Annotated in this window: 16 protein-coding genes; 7 read left to right on the top strand and 9 right to left on the bottom strand. The window is 71.7% G+C overall.

All coding sequences use genetic code 11. The features are described 5' to 3' along the window. From AB0J12_RS16340 to AB0J12_RS16325, 4 genes are all read left to right on the top strand, one after another. Positions 1-783, top strand: coding sequence for an FAD:protein FMN transferase (locus AB0J12_RS16340; protein ID WP_363264958.1), 783 nt, complete (start codon positions 1-3; stop codon positions 781-783). A 132-nt stretch (positions 784-915) separates the two neighbouring features. Continuing rightward, positions 916-1065, top strand: a complete 150-nt coding sequence (locus AB0J12_RS16335; RefSeq protein ID WP_363264957.1) for a hypothetical protein — start codon at positions 916-918, stop codon at positions 1063-1065. Positions 1066-1130: 65 nt separating this feature from the next. Continuing rightward, a complete protein-coding gene (locus AB0J12_RS16330; RefSeq protein ID WP_363264956.1) occupies positions 1131-2981 on the top strand; it encodes an ABC transporter ATP-binding protein in 1851 nt (616 codons plus the stop codon). Then, positions 2978-3838: a serine/threonine-protein kinase gene (locus AB0J12_RS16325; RefSeq protein ID WP_363264955.1), complete on the top strand. Its 861-nt coding sequence runs from the start codon at positions 2978-2980 to the stop codon at positions 3836-3838. Before AB0J12_RS16330 ends, AB0J12_RS16325 begins: the two co-directional genes overlap by 4 nt. A 46-nt stretch (positions 3839-3884) precedes the next feature. Here the strand turns inward: AB0J12_RS16325 and AB0J12_RS16320 are convergent, their stop codons facing one another. The 7 genes from AB0J12_RS16320 to argC all read right to left on the bottom strand — a co-directional run bounded on the left by AB0J12_RS16320 (position 3885) and on the right by argC (position 10249). Next, complete coding sequence (locus AB0J12_RS16320; RefSeq protein WP_363264954.1) at positions 3885-4658, bottom strand: hypothetical protein; 774 nt, start codon at positions 4656-4658, stop codon at positions 3885-3887. After that, positions 4648-5235: an RNA polymerase sigma factor gene (locus AB0J12_RS16315; protein ID WP_363264953.1), complete on the bottom strand. Its 588-nt coding sequence runs from the start codon at positions 5233-5235 to the stop codon at positions 4648-4650. The genes AB0J12_RS16320 and AB0J12_RS16315 overlap by 11 nt, the downstream gene beginning before the upstream one ends. 97 nt (positions 5236-5332) lie before the next feature. Continuing rightward, entirely contained in the window at positions 5333-5875 is a 543-nt protein-coding gene (locus AB0J12_RS16310; RefSeq protein ID WP_363264952.1) for an arginine repressor, read from the bottom strand. A gap of 7 nt (positions 5876-5882) precedes the next feature. After that, the gene (locus AB0J12_RS16305) at positions 5883-7079 is read right to left on the bottom strand and encodes an acetylornithine transaminase (RefSeq protein ID WP_363264951.1); all 1197 of its coding nucleotides are present in this window, start codon (positions 7077-7079) and stop codon (positions 5883-5885) included. Continuing rightward, the gene (gene argB / locus AB0J12_RS16300) at positions 7076-7984 is read right to left on the bottom strand and encodes an acetylglutamate kinase (RefSeq protein ID WP_363264950.1); all 909 of its coding nucleotides are present in this window, start codon (positions 7982-7984) and stop codon (positions 7076-7078) included. The genes AB0J12_RS16305 and argB overlap by 4 nt, the downstream gene beginning before the upstream one ends. Further along, positions 7981-9132, bottom strand: a complete 1152-nt coding sequence (argJ, locus tag AB0J12_RS16295; RefSeq protein ID WP_363264949.1) for a bifunctional glutamate N-acetyltransferase/amino-acid acetyltransferase ArgJ — start codon at positions 9130-9132, stop codon at positions 7981-7983. Before argJ ends, argB begins: the two co-directional genes overlap by 4 nt. An 88-nt stretch (positions 9133-9220) precedes the next feature. Next, positions 9221-10249, bottom strand: coding sequence for an N-acetyl-gamma-glutamyl-phosphate reductase (gene argC, locus AB0J12_RS16290; protein WP_363264948.1), 1029 nt, complete (start codon positions 10247-10249; stop codon positions 9221-9223). Positions 10250-10408: 159 nt separating this feature from the next. Between argC and AB0J12_RS16285 the strand changes: the two genes are divergently transcribed. Then, a complete protein-coding gene (locus AB0J12_RS16285) occupies positions 10409-10855 on the top strand; it encodes a carboxymuconolactone decarboxylase family protein (protein ID WP_363264947.1) in 447 nt (148 codons plus the stop codon). Here the strand turns inward: AB0J12_RS16285 and AB0J12_RS16280 are convergent. Beyond that, the gene (locus tag AB0J12_RS16280) at positions 10842-13316 is read right to left on the bottom strand and encodes an alpha-L-arabinofuranosidase C-terminal domain-containing protein (RefSeq protein ID WP_363264946.1); all 2475 of its coding nucleotides are present in this window, start codon (positions 13314-13316) and stop codon (positions 10842-10844) included. The genes AB0J12_RS16285 and AB0J12_RS16280 overlap by 14 nt on opposite strands. A gap of 132 nt (positions 13317-13448) precedes the next feature. On the opposite strand from AB0J12_RS16280, the gene AB0J12_RS16275 reads away from it, so the two are divergent. Then, on the top strand, positions 13449-13892 hold the full coding sequence (locus AB0J12_RS16275) for a DUF6314 family protein (protein ID WP_363264945.1): 444 nt from the start codon (positions 13449-13451) through the stop codon (positions 13890-13892). Between the two features lie 7 nt (positions 13893-13899). On the opposite strand, the gene AB0J12_RS16270 is transcribed toward AB0J12_RS16275, so the two are convergent. After that, positions 13900-14337: a GNAT family N-acetyltransferase gene (locus tag AB0J12_RS16270; RefSeq protein WP_363264944.1), complete on the bottom strand. Its 438-nt coding sequence runs from the start codon at positions 14335-14337 to the stop codon at positions 13900-13902. A 176-nt stretch (positions 14338-14513) separates the two neighbouring features. Between AB0J12_RS16270 and AB0J12_RS16265 the strand changes: the two genes are divergently transcribed. Beyond that, the gene (locus AB0J12_RS16265) at positions 14514-14729 is read left to right on the top strand and encodes a DUF1918 domain-containing protein (RefSeq protein WP_363264943.1); all 216 of its coding nucleotides are present in this window, start codon (positions 14514-14516) and stop codon (positions 14727-14729) included. Positions 14730-14742 lie beyond the last annotated feature (13 nt).

Raw genomic sequence — 14742 nt, 5'->3', positions numbered from 1 at the left:
ATGGACGCAACGACTCCCGCCGCGGAGCGTCGGACGGAGGAGGTCATGGGGACGGTCTTCTCCTTCGACGTCCGCGGCGGGGACCACGAGGTCGTGCGGGCCGCGCTCGAGGAGGCCGTCGCCGGACTGCACCGGGCCGACGAGGTGTTCAGCACCTACCGCGAGGACAGCCAGCTCTCCCGGCTGGCCCGCGACGAGCTGACCGTCGACGCCTGTGACCCCGAGGTCGCCGAGGTGCTGGAGCTCGCGGCGCAGGCGGAGCTGGTCAGCGACGGCTGGTTCAGCCCGCGTTATGGGGGCCGCCTGGACCCGACCGGCATCGTCAAGGGCTGGGCGGCCGAACGCGCGGCCCGGGTGCTGGCGCAGGCCGGTGCGAGCGGGGTGAGCGTGAACGGCGGCGGGGACGTGCAGATGTACGGCTCGCCCGGCCCCGATCGCCCCTGGCGGGTCGGCATCGCGGACCCGCTGCGCCCCGGCGGCCTGGCCGCGGTGATCTCCGCGACCGGCACCGACGAACTGGCGGTCGCCACCTCCGGCACGGCGGAACGCGGCACCCACATCGTCGACCCGCGCACGGGCCGCCCGGCGGTCACGGACCTGGTGGCGGTGACGGTGACGGCGCCTTCGCTGACCTGGGCGGACTGCTGGGCGACGGCGGCCTTCGCGATGGGCTCGAGGACGGCCCTGCCCTGGCTGGAGTCCCTGCCGGGGGTGGAGGCGCTGCTGATCACGTCGGGCGACGAGGTCAGGTGCACCGGGGGGCTCGCAGCGCGGCTGGGCTGAGGCACGCCCTGGCTCCCGTGACCCCCTCGGCCCTGCGCGTCTTTCGCGGTGGAACGCCATTTTTACCCTGGAACGCCATCCGTCCGCGGCCCTGCCACGTATCCCCTCTGAGCACATTTCAGGAGGCACGGTATGGCTATCTTCACCGCTCTCATGCCGGCGAAGCACCGCAAGCACGGGAAGGACACATCCAGCAAGGACTCCACGCGGCATGGCCACCGTCGCGACAGCACCAGCCGCCACGGCCACACCAGCCGTCACGGCCACAGCCGCAACAAGTAGCGGTCCCGCACGAGGGCTGAGCGGACCGGAGGCCCGACGGGCCCGTCCGCTCGGCCTTCGAACCCATGGGTACACCTGCCATGGTGCATGTCCTGCGGCGTCTGCTGTCGGTGAGCGAGTCCTCCGACGCCGTGGTCGGGGCCGCGCCGCCCCTGCCCCCGCTCGAGGTGTTCCGGCGGTTCTGGCCCTACACCCGCGGTGGCCGGCGCTGGCTCGTGCCCGTCGTCCTGTTCAGCCTGGCCGGCCCCGTCGTCGACGCCGCGGAGATCTGGCTGTTCAAGATCGTCGTGGACGACGTGCTGGTCCCCCGTGATCTGAGACCTTTCCTGTGGATCGCCCCGGCCTATCTGGGGCTGATCATCTGCTCCGGCATCCTGGGATTCGCCGACGACGTGACGTCCACCTGGGTCAGCGAACGGTTCCTGCTCGCGCTGCGCTCCGACGTCTTCCGGCATGTCCAGGGGCTGTCACTCGGCTTCTTCGAACGGCGGCGGCTCGGCGACGTGCTGTCACGGGTCACCGGTGATGTCGACGCGGTCGAGACCTTCCTGCTGTCGGGCGTCGCCGATGCCCTGTACTACGTGATCCGCCTGGGCGTCTTCCTCGGCCTGCTGTTCTACCTGCGCTGGGACCTGACTCTGCTCGCCCTGGTCATCGTGCCGCTGTTCTGGGGCGCTGCCCGGCACTTCTCCCGGCTGATCAAGAAGGCGTCGCGCGAGCGCAGGCGCCGCACCGGCTCGATCAGCGCGATCGCCGAGGAGTCGCTGGGCAATGTGGCCCTGGTGCAGGCGTACAACCGGCAGGGCTGGGAGCAGCACCGGTTCGAGCGGGAGAGCCTCGGCAGGTTCCGGGCGGCGATGGCATCGGCACGCATCCGCGCCGTCTACGGCCCCGTGGTCGAGATCATCGAGGTCTCCGGCGGCCTCGCGGTCATGGGCCTGGGCACCTGGAAGCTCGCCCAGGGACAGCTGACACTGGGCGAACTGCTGGTCTTCCTCGCGCTGATCGGCAAGATGTACAGCCCGGTGCGCGGCCTGTCCCGCCTGGGCACGACCTTCTACACGGCGTCCGCCTCGGCCGAGCGGATCATCGAGTTGCTGGACGAACAGCCCCAGGTCGTCGATGCGGCCGGGGCCCGGCGCATCCGGCGGGCGCGGGGCGAGGTGGAGTTCGACGGCGTCTGCTTCCGCTACCCCGGCACCTCCCACCCGGCCCTGTCGGAGGTGTCCTTCCGTGTGGCGCCCGGGGAGACGCTGGCGCTGGTCGGGGCCAGCGGCGCCGGCAAGTCGACCATCGCCAAGCTCCAGCTGCGGTTCTACGACCCCGACCGGGGCGCGGTCCGCCTCGACGGTGCCGACCTGCGCCGGCTGCGACTGTGCGACGTGCGGGAGAGTGTCGCCGTGGTGCTGCAGGAGACGCTCGTCTTCCACGGCACCGTGCGGGAGAACATCGCCTACGGCCGGCCCGGGGCCACGGAGGCGGACATCGTCGCGGCGGCACGCGCCGCTGACGCGCACGAGTTCGTCGAGCGGCTCCCGGAGGGCTACGACACGCTGGTGGGCCAGCGCGGCCGCACCCTCTCCGGCGGGCAGTGCCAGCGGCTGGCGATCGCCCGCGCGATGATCAGGGACGCGCCAGTGCTCCTGCTGGACGAACCGACCACCGGGCTCGACGCCGGCTCGGGCCGGCGGATCATGGATCCGCTGCGCCGGCTGATGGCCGGGCGTACGACCGTCGTCATCTCCCACAACCTGCTGACCGTCCGCGACGCCACCCACATCGTGGTGCTCGACCACGGCCGGGTGGTCGAACACGGCACCCACGACGACCTCCTGCGCCGCGGCGGGACCTACGCCCGGCTGCACCGGCTCGGTACGGTGACCGGCACCCCGGCGGCGGGGACGGTGCTGTCGTGAACGTCACCGCGGCCCCGGCGGCCCCTCCTCTCACACCGGGCACCCGGCCGGTGCCGGGCTACGAGATCCTGGCGCACCTGACGCGCACCGGCTGGCTCGACGTCTACGACGCGTGGAGCGAGGAACGGGCCTGCCGGTGTGTGATCAAGCGGGTGCGTCCCGACCGCCTGGGCGAGGAGCGGCTGCGCGCACGGCTGCTGCGGGAGGGACGGTGGCTTCGGGACTTCACCCATCCGCATCTGACCCGCGCCTACGAGACCTTCGAGTCGCCCGAGCCGACGGTCGTCCTGGAGACGCTGACCGGTGAGACGCTGTCCCACCTGATCGACCGGTTGCGGCGCCGGCCGGCCGCCGCCGACGTGGCGCTTCTCGGGGTGCAGCTGTGCTCGGCGATCCACTATCTGCACGGCCGGGACCTGCTGCACCTGGACCTCAAGCCGTCCAACGTGGTCGTGGACCGCGGCCACGCCAAGGTGCTGGACCTGAGCGTGGCCCGGCCGCCCGGTCCGGCCCCCGCCGGGCTCGGCACGTGCTGCTATCTCTCTCCGGAACAGGCCCGCGGCGGGCCGCTCACGGCCGCCGCCGACGTGTGGGGCATCGGCATCACCCTGTTCGAGTTCGCCTGCGACGAGCTGCCGTTCGACTGTGACAGCCCCCCGCAGGCACCGGACGACCAGGGGGCCGACGGCCCGGACGAGTGGTTCCCGCAAGCGGAGCACAGAGCCCCGCCGGTCCGGTCCCGGCGGCGTCTGCCCGCCGCGCTCGCCGCTGCCGTCGACGCCTGCCTGCGGCCCGAGGCGGCCGCCCGGCCGACGGTCACCGAGCTGGCTTCCGCGCTGGAGGCGGCACTGGGCTGAACGCGGCGTCGGAGGGTGCCGCGCCCGGGCGTCGGGTGGGAGGTGGTCAGTCCGCGGTGGTCACGACGCGGCTCGTCTGCAGCCTGGCCGTGGCGAGGACAGTGCCGTCCGGGGCGGTCAGGCGGGCGCCCGAGACCGCCACGGGGTCGACGCGGGCGGCCACGCCCCAGTGTCCGTGTCCGTCCCGCAGGGTGAAGTCGCCCACCCTGACGGTCGTGCCGTCCGCGCGCTCGAGGAGGCAGTCCGCCCTGCCGTTGTAGGCGCTGCCGCGGCCCGGGAGATCGACGGAGACGAAGACCCAGCCGGGCGCGCCGGGATGGGCGTAGATCTCGCCGACAGGCTGCCCGCCGTCCGCGGCGGGTGAGGTCATGTCCCCGACGAGCATGGGTTCGGACTCCACGGCGGTCGGGCCCGAGGCCCTGCTGCCGTCCACGGTCGTGCCGACCGTCCAGCCGGCGAACCCGAAGACGACCGCGAACCCTGCCGCCACCGCCACGAGCCGCAGCCGGGTCCGGCGGGCGCGGCCGTGCAGACCGTGGTGCGCGAGCGCTCCGCGGGCGTTCGGGCGCCCCTCGTACGCCGCCGCGACCTGGGGCAGCCTGCGCGCCACCCGGGTCTCGAAGCCGAGCGGCGGCTCGCGGTCGGGGAGCAGGCCGACCAGCCGGTCGCCGACGAGGGTCAGTTGCCGGACGTACTCCCGGCAGCCCGCGCACCGCTCCAGATGGCCGACCGCCTCGGCCCGCTCCCGGCCGGGCAGCACCCCGAGCGCCAGCTCGGCGCCGTGCTCCCGCATCTTCTCGCAGGTCACATCACTGGCCATGGCCGCCTCGCTCCGGAGACGCAAGTGTGGTGCGCAGCTTCGCCATCGCTGCCCTGATCCGCGTCTTGGCCGTGCCGAGCGGGATCGCCTCCGCCTCGGCGATCTGCTGGGCCGTCATCCCGTAGATCCCCGCCATCACCAGGGCCCGGGCCTGTCCCCGCGGCAGCCGTGCCACGGCGGCCCGGAGCTGGGACGAGGCCTCGTCGACCAGGGCCCAGCGCTCGGGGGTCTCGGTGACGACGCCGAGGAGGGCGTCGAGGTCCTCGGGTGCCACGGGCTCCGTCCGCCGCGCGCGGACGGCGTCGATGGCGAGGTTGTGCGCGATGGCCGTCAGCCAGGTCGTGACGGAACCGCGACGCGAGTCGTAGATCTGCGCGTGCCGCCAGGCACGCTCGAACGTCTGCTGGGCGACGTCCTCCGCGAGCTGGGGGTCCCCGGTGACGGCCATGGCCACCCCGAAGACCCGGTGCTGGAACCTCCGTACGAAGGTGACGGCGAGTTCCGGATCACCGGTGGCCAGCCCGGACAGCAGAGCCTCGTCCGGGAGACGGCCCAGGGGGAACCGGAAACCCGACACATCTGTGTATACGGTCGCCGGCCGCCAGGGGATTGCCCGCCCGCCCCGGGAGATCACACATCCATTCTCCGCCGCCGGACCGGGCGGTGCAGGAGGATCAGTGCCCGTTCTGCGCCAGCCGCAGCAGATGGTCGGCGAGAGCCTGCCCACCGGTGGGCTCCCGGCTGATCAGCAACAGCGTGTCGTCCCCGGCGATCGTCCCGAGGATGTCGTGCAGTTCCGCCTGGTCGATGGCCGAGGCCAGGAACTGGGCGGCCCCCGGAGGGGTGCGCAGGACCACGAGATTCGCGGAGGCCTCCGCGGAGATCAGCAGCTCCTGCGACAGCCTCCGCATCCGCTCTTCCTTGGCGGACTCCCCCAGGGGCGCCCGGGGGGTCCGGAAGCCCCCCTCGCTGGGCACCGCGTAGATCAGGTCGCCGTCGGTGTTGCGGATCTTCACCGCGTTCAGCTCGTCGAGGTCCCGGGAGAGCGTCGCCTGGGTGACGCTCAGTCCGTCGTCGGCGAGGAGCTTCGCCAACTGGCTCTGCGACCGCACCGGTTGCCGGTTGAGGATGTCCACGATCCGGCGGTGGCGGGCGGTGCGGGTCTGCGGCACGGCAGGCCCCGCGGTGCCGTTCTCGTGCTCCTGCGCCTGACTCATCGTCGTCTCATTCTCCGGATCGTCCGTCCCCGTCGACCTGCGCCAGGATGCCGGGCAGCGCCCCGAGGAGCGCGTCCACCTCGTCGTCGCCCAGGTTCAGCGCGGGCATCAGCCGTACGACGTCGGCGGCGGGCGCGTTCACCAGGAACCCGGCCTCCTGGGCCGCCTCCTGCACCTGCTGCGCGTGCGGCCCGGTGAGCACGATACCCAGGAGAAGTCCCGCTCCCCGGACATGACCGATCAAGGGGTGGCCGAGGGCCTCGATTCCGGTGCGCAGCTTCTCGCCCTGGCGCTTGACGTTCTCCAGCAGGCCCTCGTTCGCGATGGTGTCGAGGACGGCGAGGCCGGCGGCGCAGGCGACGGGGTTGCCGCCGAAGGTCGTGCCGTGCTGGCCGGGCTGGAGCAGCTCCGCGGCCCGTCCGAAGGCGACGGTCGCGCCCAGCGGCAGGCCGCCGCCGAGCTGCTTGGCGAGGGTGACGACGTCGGGCAGGACGCCTTCGTGGGCCTGGTAGGCGAACCAGTGCCCGGTGCGGCCGACGCCGGTCTGCACCTCGTCGAGGACGAGCAGCGCGCCCGTGGCCGCGGTGATCGCGCGGGCCGCCTTCAGATAGCCGGCGGGCGGCACGACGACGCCGTTCTCGCCCTGGATGGGCTCGATGACGACGAGGGCCGTCTCCTCGGTGACCGCCGCCGCGAGCGCCTGCGCGTCGCCGAACGGCACGTGGGTGACGTCCCCGGGCAGCGGCCGGAAGGGGTCCTGCTTGGCGGGCTGGCCGGTGAGGGCCAGCGCGCCCATGGTGCGGCCGTGGAAGCCGCCGTCGGTGGCGACGATGTGCGTGCGCCCGGTCAGCCGGCCGATCTTGAAGGCGGCCTCGTTGGCCTCGGCGCCCGAGTTGCAGAAGAAGACCCGGCCGTCGCGGCCGAAGAGCGTCAGCAGCCGTTCGGCCAGCGCGAGCGTGGGCTCGGCCATGAAGAAGTTGGAGATGTGGCCGAGGGAGCCGATCTGCCGGCTGACGGCCTCGACGATCGCGGGGTGGGCGTGGCCGAGGGCGTTGGTGGCGATGCCGCCGACGAAGTCCAGGTAGCAGGCGCCGTCCGCGTCCCAGACCTTCATGCCCTCACCGCGCACGAGGGGCAGCCGCGGGGTGCCGTAGTTGTTCATGAGCGCGCCCTGCCACCGCGCGGTCATCTCCTGGTTGCTCATGACTCCCCCTCGGTGTCCTGGTCGGGCACGACCATGGTGCCGATGCCCTCGTCCGTGAAGATCTCCAGCAGGATCGAGTGCTGGACGCGGCCGTCGATGACGCGAGCGGTCGTCACGCCGTTGCGCACGGCGTGCAGGCAGCCCTCCATCTTCGGGACCATGCCGGAGCTCAACTCCGGCAGCAGCTTCTCCAGTTGGGAAGCGGTGAGGCGGCTGATCACCTCGTCGGAGTTCGGCCAGTCCTCGTAGAGACCCTCGACGTCGGTGAGGACCATGAGGGTTTCGGCGCCCAGTGCCGCAGCGAGTGCCGCAGCCGCCGTATCAGCATTGACGTTGTAGACATGTCCGTCGTCCTGGGAGCGGGCGATCGACGAGACGACCGGGATGCGGCCGTCGGCGAGCAGCGCCTCGATCGCGCCGGTGTCGATGCCGGTGATCTCGCCGACGCGGCCGATGTCGACCAGTTCGCCGTCGATCTCGGGGGTGTGCTTGGTGGCGGTGATGGTGTGCGCGTCCTCGCCGGTCAGGCCGACGGCGAGCGGGCCGTGCTGGTTGAGCAGTCCGACCAGCTCGCGCTGCACCTGCCCGGCCAGCACCATCCGTACGACGTCCATGGCGTCCTCGGTGGTGACGCGCAGGCCGGCCTTGAACTCGCTGACGATGCCGTGCCGGTCGAGGGCGGCGCTGATCTGCGGGCCGCCGCCGTGCACGACGACCGGCTTGAGGCCGGCGTGGTGGAGGAAGACCACGTCCTGGGCGAAGGCGGCCTTCAGCTCCTCGTCGACCATGGCGTTGCCGCCGAACTTGATGACGACGGTCTTGCCGTTGTGCCGGGTCAGCCAGGGCAGCGCCTCGATGAGGATCTGCGCCTTGGGCAGCGCGGTGTGCTTCCGGGTGGATGTCATGACGAGTAGGCGCTGTTCTCGTGGACGTAGTCGGCGGTGAGGTCGTTGGTCCAGATCGTCGCGGTCTCGGAGCCGGCGGCGAGGTCGGCGACGATGTGCACCTCGCGGTAGCGCATGTCGACCTTCTCGCGGTCCTCGCCGACGGAGCCGTTCTTGCACACCCAGACGCCGTTGATGGCGACGTTCAGCCGGTCCGGCTCGAAGGCGGCCTTCGTGGTGCCGATCGCGGACAGGACGCGGCCCCAGTTGGGGTCCTCGCCGTGGATGGCGCACTTGAGGAGGTTGTTGCGGGCGATGGAGCGGCCCACCTCGACGGCGTCGTCCTCGGTCGCGGCACCCACCACCTCGACCTTGATGTCCTTGCTGGCGCCCTCGGCGTCGCCGATGAGCTGCCGCCCGAGGTCGTCGCAGACGGTGCGGACGGCCTCGGCGAACTCGGCGTACTCGGGGGTGATGCCACAGGCGCCGGAGGCGAGGAGCAGGACGGTGTCGTTGGTGGACATGCAGCCGTCGGAGTCGACCCGGTCGAAGGTGACCTTGGTGGCGGCGCGCAGGGCCTTGTCCAGGGTCTCGCTGTCGAGGTCGGCGTCGGTGGTGAGGACGACGAGCATGGTGGCGAGGCCGGGGGCGAGCATGCCGGCGCCCTTGGCCATGCCGCCGACCGTCCAGCCGTCCTTGGTCACGACGGACGTCTTGTGGACGGTGTCGGTGGTCTTGATGGCGATGGCCGCCTTCTCACCGCCGTGCTCGGAGAGCTGGGCGGCGGCGGTCTCGACGCCGGGCAGGACCTTGTCCATGGGGAGCAGCAGGCCGATGAGGCCGGTGGAGCAGACGGCCACCTCGCCGGCGCCGCAGCCGAGGACTTCCGCAGCCTTCTCGGCGGTGGCGTGGGTGTCCTGGAAGCCCTTGGGGCCGGTGCAGGCGTTGGCGCCGCCGGAGTTGAGGACGACGGCGGTCAGCTGCCCGCTCTTGAGGACCTGCTCGGACCACAGGACCGGGGCGGCCTTGACGCGGTTGGAGGTGAAGACGCCGGCGGCGGCGCGGCGGGGGCCGGTGTTGACCACGAGGGCCAGGTCGGGGTTGCCGTTCTCCTTGATCCCGGCGGCGATGCCCGCCGCCGTGAATCCCTTCGCTGCCGTCACACTCACTGGATCTCCTTGTTCGCCTCTGCGCCCGTGCAGCGCGGAGGTGCGGGCATCGTGGTCGTCTGCAGGCCGGTGGCTGCCCGCGCGTCGCTCACGGTGCAACTCCGATCGTCGTCAGCCCCGTGGTCTCGTCGAGACCCAGGGCGATGTTCATGCTCTGGACGGCACCGCCCGCGGTGCCCTTGGTCAGGTTGTCGATGGCGCTGATCGCGACGATCCGTCCGGCGGCCGCGTCGTACGCGACCTGCACCTGCACGGCGTTCGAGCCGTAGACGGACGCGGTGGCGGGCCACTGGCCCTCGGGCAGCAGGTGGACGAAGGGCTCGTCGGCGTACGCCTTGGCGTACGCGGCGCGCACGGACTCGGCGGTCACGCCCGGGAGGGCCTTCGCACTGCACGTGGCGAGGATGCCGCGGGGCATCGGCGCGAGGGTCGGCGTGAAGGAGACGGAGACCCGCTCGCCCACCACGCCGCTGAGGTTCTGGATCATCTCGGGCGTGTGCCGGTGGCCGCCCCCGACGCCGTACGGCGTCATGGAGCCCATGACCTCGCTGCCCAGCAGGTGCGGCTTGGGCGCCTTGCCCGCGCCGGAGGTGCCCGAGGCGGCGACGATCACGGCCTCGGGCTCGGCGAGCTGGGCGGCGTAGGCCGGGAAGAGGGCGAGGGAGACGGCGGTGGGGTAGCAACCGGGGACCGCGATGCGCTTGGACCCCTCCAGCGCGGCGCGGGCGCCCGGAAGTTCGGGAAGGCCGTAGGGCCAGGTGCCGGCGTGCGCGGAGCCGTAGAACGTCTCCCAGTCGGCGGCGTCCTTCAGCCGGAAGTCGGCGCCCATGTCGACGACGAGGACGTCCGGGCCGAGCTGCTCGGCGACGGCGGCGGACTGGCCGTGCGGCAGGGCGAGGAAGACGACGTCGTGGCCGGCGAGGGTGTCGGCGCCGGTCCCGGCGAGGGTGCGGTCGGCCAGCGGCAGCAGATGCGGCTGCAGGGCGCCCAGCTTCTGGCCCGCGTTGGAGTTGCCGGTGAGGGCACCGATCTCGACCTCGGGATGGGCCAGGAGCAGGCGCAGCAGCTCCCCACCTGCGTATCCGCTCGCTCCGGCGACTGCCGCGCGTACTGCCATGGAATCCTCCTCGTGGATGGCATGACTATACGTATCGCTGCACGTTTATGCAATCCTGGCGGATCACGGCCCGCATGACACCGGCCGACCGGAGGGTTCATCGTGGCCCGCCTGACGGGCCTTGCGTTGGAGCGCGCTCGAACTCCTACGGTTCTGGTCATGACCAACCAGCACAGCACCACCCGTGACGAGCGCTTCGCCCAGGGCCTCGAGGTCCTCAGGAGTGTCGACGGCGAGGCCGGGCAGCGGGTCATCGACTCGCTCGCCGACATCAGCCCCGAGCTCGGCCACCAGATCGTCGCCTGGGGCTTCGGAGAGATCTACCAGCGGCCCCAGCTGGTGCCGCGCGACCGCCAGCTGGTGACCCTCGGCATGCTCACCGCGCTCGGCGGCTGCGAGCCGCAGCTCGAGGTGCACGTCAACGCGGCGCTGAACGTCGGCCTCACGCCCGAGCAGATCGTCGAGGCGATGCTGCATGCCGCCGGATACTGCGGCTTCCCCCGCGCCCTGAACGCCACCTTCGTGGCGAAGAAGGTCTTCGCCGAGCGCGGGCTGCTGCCGGCCGGGCAGCAGCCCGCACAGGAACCCCCGGCTACTTCCGCCTGATCCGCAAGAAGGTGACCGAGTTCGCCGGGAACGTGTACGTGAACCTCGCGGCGACCCCGGTCACCGTCGAGGTCACCGGGGTGACCGGCGTGTTCATCTCGCTGTTCACCGCGTCCGGCGCCGCCGCGAGGGTCGTCGCCGTCGCCCGGGAGGCGACCTTCGCCCCGCCCAGGTCGAGCGCGGTGCGGGCGGCCGCGTCCTGGGCGTTGACCACCTTGACGATCAGGTCACCGGTGGCCGCGTCCCGCGTCACCACCTGACGGAAGGGCTCGGCCGGCTTGTCGTCGGTGAAGCCGCCCCACTGCTGCCCGTCCAGGAAGAGGGTGACCTGGCGGCCGCGCACCTTGACGTCGAGGTCGTAGGCGCGGCCCGTCTCGATCGTCCCGGCCTTGGTGAGCAGCGTGCTCTTGCCGCCGTCGGTGGCCTGCTCCACGGCGGACTGGGTGTTGTTCCAGCCGCCGAGGTTCCACCAGTAGTAGTTGCCGGTGTCCTTCACGCCGAAGGCGACGAGGAAGCCCTCCTTGCCGGACTTCTTGGTGGCCTTCACCTGCAGGTCGTAGTCGTGCCAGGCGGGGTCGCCTGCCTGGACCATGGTGTTCTCGGCGGCCGCGTCCGTCTGGACGTACTGGCCGTCCTGGACACTCCAGCTGCCACCGCCGGTGTGGGTCCACCGCGACGCGTCAGTGGAGAAGTCGTCACCGAACAGCGCCGTACCGTCGGCCGCGGTGACCTTCACGTCGTCGTACGCCGCGCTGGTCGCCCACGTCGACAGGCCGATCGCACCGCTGATCGGGCCGCTGACGCTCGGTGTGCCGGACGCCTTCGACGGGACGACCCGGTCGCCGGTGTTGTTCATGAACAGCTTCTGGACCTCGTAGTTGGCCGAGCCCCAGGAGGCGTGGTTGTTGAACCACACCAGGTCGGGCCGCCACTGCACGGCGTCCTCGTTGGCGAACAGCGGCGCGTAGGAGGCGAGCTTGACGACGTCCGCGTTCCGCTCCAGGCCGGTCATGTACGCGGCCTCGGACAGGGCGTTCTGCCAGGCGTTGCCCTGGGAGGCGTACTCGCCGAGGAAGACCTTCGGCCCCTGGCGGTCGTAGGAGTCGTAGCGGTCGTTGTTCTGCAGGAACCACTGCGGGCTGTTGTAGTAGTGCTCGTCGACCAGGTCGACGTGTCCCTCGCGGTTCAGCTTCCAGGCGGTGTCGAAGACGGTGCCGCTGTCGTCCGGGCCGGAGTTGGAGATGACCTTCACGTCCGGGTACGCCGCCTGGATCGCGGCGCGGAACTGCTGGAAGCGGGCGAAGAACTCGTCCGGCAGGTTCTCCTCGTTGCCGACCTCGATGTGGGTGAGGTGGAAGGGCTCGGGGTGGCCCATCCCGGCGCGGACCTTGCCCCACTTGGAGGTCGCCGGGCCGTTGGCGAACTCGATCAGGTCGAGGGTGTCCTGGATGTGCCGCTCGAGCAGCGCGTCGTCCACGACGGCCTTGTCCTGACCGCAGCCGGTGACCAGGGCGGGGACGACGGGCAGCGGCATCGCGCCGATGTCCTCGGCGAAGCGGAAGTACTCGTAGTAGCCGAGGCCGTAACTCTGGTTGTACCCCCAGAAGTTGGCATTGGTGGCCCGCTGCTCCACCGGTCCGACGGTGTCCTTCCACTGGTAGGCGCGGGTGCGCTGCCAGCCGGAGGCCTCGCTGTAGTCCTGCATGGAGCCGGTGTTGACCAGGCAGCCGCCGGGGAAGCGGACGAAACCGGGGTGCAGTGCCGCGACCTTCTCGGCGAGGTCCTTGCGCAGCCCGTTGGGCTCGTGCCGGTAGGTGTCGCGGGGGAAGAGCGAGACCATGTCGAGCGCGGCGGCGGCCGAGGTGGCGACGGTGAGGCGGCCGTAGCTGCTGGTGCGCCCTGCGGCGAAGGTGACGCTGTACTTGGCCCAGCCGCCCCGCACGGCGACCTTGCGGGCGCCCACCAGCGGGCCGGCGGCGTCCTGGAGGCCGACGGTGAGGGTGGTGCCGCTCGCGGCGCGGGCCCACACCGAGAAGTCGTACGTCTTGCCGGCCTCGACGCGGATGCCGGTGTTGTAGCCGGCGTTGGTGACCGAGGAGCCGGCGGCCAGGGCGAGGTAGGTGCGGTTGCGCTCGTTCAGGCGGCCGTCGTCGTCCAGCGTCTGTGCGCTGCCGTCGACCGTCCAGGCGGTGAGCGGGGTGTAGGAGCGGTTGTCGGCGGTGGAGTACTCGAAGGACCGGTTCTGCACGAGTTCGGCGTACAGGCCGCCGTCGGCGGCACGGTTGATGTCCTCGAAGAAGACGCCGTACATCGTGTCGTCGATCGCCGCGCCCCGCGCGGTGGGGTCGACGGTGATCGTGTAGTCGGCGACCGGGGCGGCCTGCGCGGGAACCGGCAGCAGCGCCGAGGCCGCCAGCAGGGCGGTGACGCCGAGACCGAGTCTGAAGCGGGTGCGTGGCAAGGGATACTCCGCGGCTCTTGCTCCAGGGGAGCTGTTCGAAATATCAGACGATGATCAGGACTTCGAACGGCAAGATAGGGAGGGGGCGCGTACGCGTCAATGGGTCGTGCAGCAACCACGGAGAACGGCGTGATGGGTGAGTTCTGGCCGGTTCCTGACGTACTGGCCTACCTGGCCGGGAACTGGCAGGTCGAACGTTCGGTGCGCGACCTGGCGAGCGGCGACGAGGGCCGGTTCGACGGCACCACGGACTTCCAACCGCTGGAGGGCGGCGGGCTGCTGCACGTCGAGTCCGGCACGTTCGTCTGGCAGGGCGTCGCCCGCCCCGCCGAGCGCACGCTGCGGTTCCTGCCCGGCGCCGCCCCCGGCACGGCCGACGTGCGCTTCGCCGACGGCCGCCCCTTCCACCACCTGGACCTCGGCAGCGGCCGGTACATCGCCGACCACCCGTGCGCGGCCGACCTCTACCGGGGCGAGTTCACCGTCCGCGACGCCGGCCACTGGCGGACGGTGTGGCGCGTGCGCGGCCCCGCCAAGGACCTGGTGCTGACGACGCACTACACCCGCGGGGACTGACCGGGGCTCACTCGAAGCTCAGCGTCATCCACTGGTCCGGCCGGTCCAGCGGCCGGAAACCGATCTTCTCGTAGACCCCGTGCGCGTCGTGCGTGGCGAGCATGATCCGCTTCAGTGCGTACGGCCGCAGGTGCTCGCGTACGGCGGCCACCAGCGCCGCACCGATGCCCTTGCCGCGCACCGAGCGGTCGACGTACACGTCGCACAGCCAGGCGAAGGTGGCCCGGTCGGTGACGACGCGGGCGTAGGCGACCTGTTCGCCCGACGCGGTGCCGTAGACGCCGAAGTTCAGCGAACCGGCGATGGCGCTCTCCTGCTGCTCGCGCGCGCGGCCGAGCGCCCAGTAGGCGTCGGTGGACAGCCAGTGGTGCACGCGGGCGGCGTCGAGGCGGGCCGGGTCGGTGGAGATCTCGTAGCCGTCGGCGAGCGGTGGGGTGTCGGACATGCCGGGATCCTGGCAGAGCGGGCGGGCCTCCCACCACGAAGTTTCGGCGAGCTTCCCGGGCCGGTCGTCACGGAGTCTCGGCGGGTCTCCCGGGCCGGTTGCAGTCGGCCCGGTCGCTGCCCACACTGGTGTGGCCGGTGCTGCCGCTCCCGCACATGGTGAGGAGGCCCCACACGATGCACGCAACCGTGGGCGACCAGCTTGTCCAGCACGGCAGGGTGGTCGGTCAACACGACAAGGTCGGCGAGATCGTCGAAGTCCTGGGCCAGGAGGGCAACCCGCCCTACCGCGTCCGCTTCGACGACGGCCACGAGGGCGTGTGCTCGCCCGGCCCGGACACCGAGATCCGTCACCGGGCGACCAGCATGCCTCAGATGCCCCAGATGCCGTAGCCGCGCGGACGCC

This window comes from Streptomyces sp. NPDC049915 (genome assembly GCF_040656475.1).
In the GTDB taxonomy this organism is placed as follows: domain Bacteria; phylum Actinomycetota; class Actinomycetes; order Streptomycetales; family Streptomycetaceae; genus Streptomyces.
This window is presented reverse-complemented; position numbering and strand designations above follow the sequence as displayed.

What these genes read in the sequence shown, in the direction of transcription:
- AB0J12_RS16335 (WP_363264957.1), top strand. Translation starts at nt 916, where the DNA reads ATGGCTATCTTCACCGCTCTCATGCCGGCGAAGCACCGCAAGCACGGG.
- AB0J12_RS16340 (WP_363264958.1), top strand. Translation starts at nt 1, where the DNA reads ATGGACGCAACGACTCCCGCCGCGGAGCGTCGGACGGAGGAGGTCATG.
- AB0J12_RS16330 (WP_363264956.1), top strand. Translation starts at nt 1,131, where the DNA reads ATGGGTACACCTGCCATGGTGCATGTCCTGCGGCGTCTGCTGTCGGTG.
- argB (WP_363264950.1), bottom strand. Translation starts at nt 7,984, where the DNA reads ATGACATCCACCCGGAAGCACACCGCGCTGCCCAAGGCGCAGATCCTC.
- AB0J12_RS16275 (WP_363264945.1), top strand. Translation starts at nt 13,449, where the DNA reads ATGGGTGAGTTCTGGCCGGTTCCTGACGTACTGGCCTACCTGGCCGGG.
- AB0J12_RS16265 (WP_363264943.1), top strand. Translation starts at nt 14,514, where the DNA reads ATGCACGCAACCGTGGGCGACCAGCTTGTCCAGCACGGCAGGGTGGTC.
- AB0J12_RS16285 (WP_363264947.1), top strand. Translation starts at nt 10,409, where the DNA reads ATGACCAACCAGCACAGCACCACCCGTGACGAGCGCTTCGCCCAGGGC.
- AB0J12_RS16270 (WP_363264944.1), bottom strand. Translation starts at nt 14,337, where the DNA reads ATGTCCGACACCCCACCGCTCGCCGACGGCTACGAGATCTCCACCGAC.
- AB0J12_RS16320 (WP_363264954.1), bottom strand. Translation starts at nt 4,658, where the DNA reads ATGGCCAGTGATGTGACCTGCGAGAAGATGCGGGAGCACGGCGCCGAG.
- AB0J12_RS16310 (WP_363264952.1), bottom strand. Translation starts at nt 5,875, where the DNA reads ATGAGTCAGGCGCAGGAGCACGAGAACGGCACCGCGGGGCCTGCCGTG.
- AB0J12_RS16305 (WP_363264951.1), bottom strand. Translation starts at nt 7,079, where the DNA reads ATGAGCAACCAGGAGATGACCGCGCGGTGGCAGGGCGCGCTCATGAAC.
- argC (WP_363264948.1), bottom strand. Translation starts at nt 10,249, where the DNA reads ATGGCAGTACGCGCGGCAGTCGCCGGAGCGAGCGGATACGCAGGTGGG.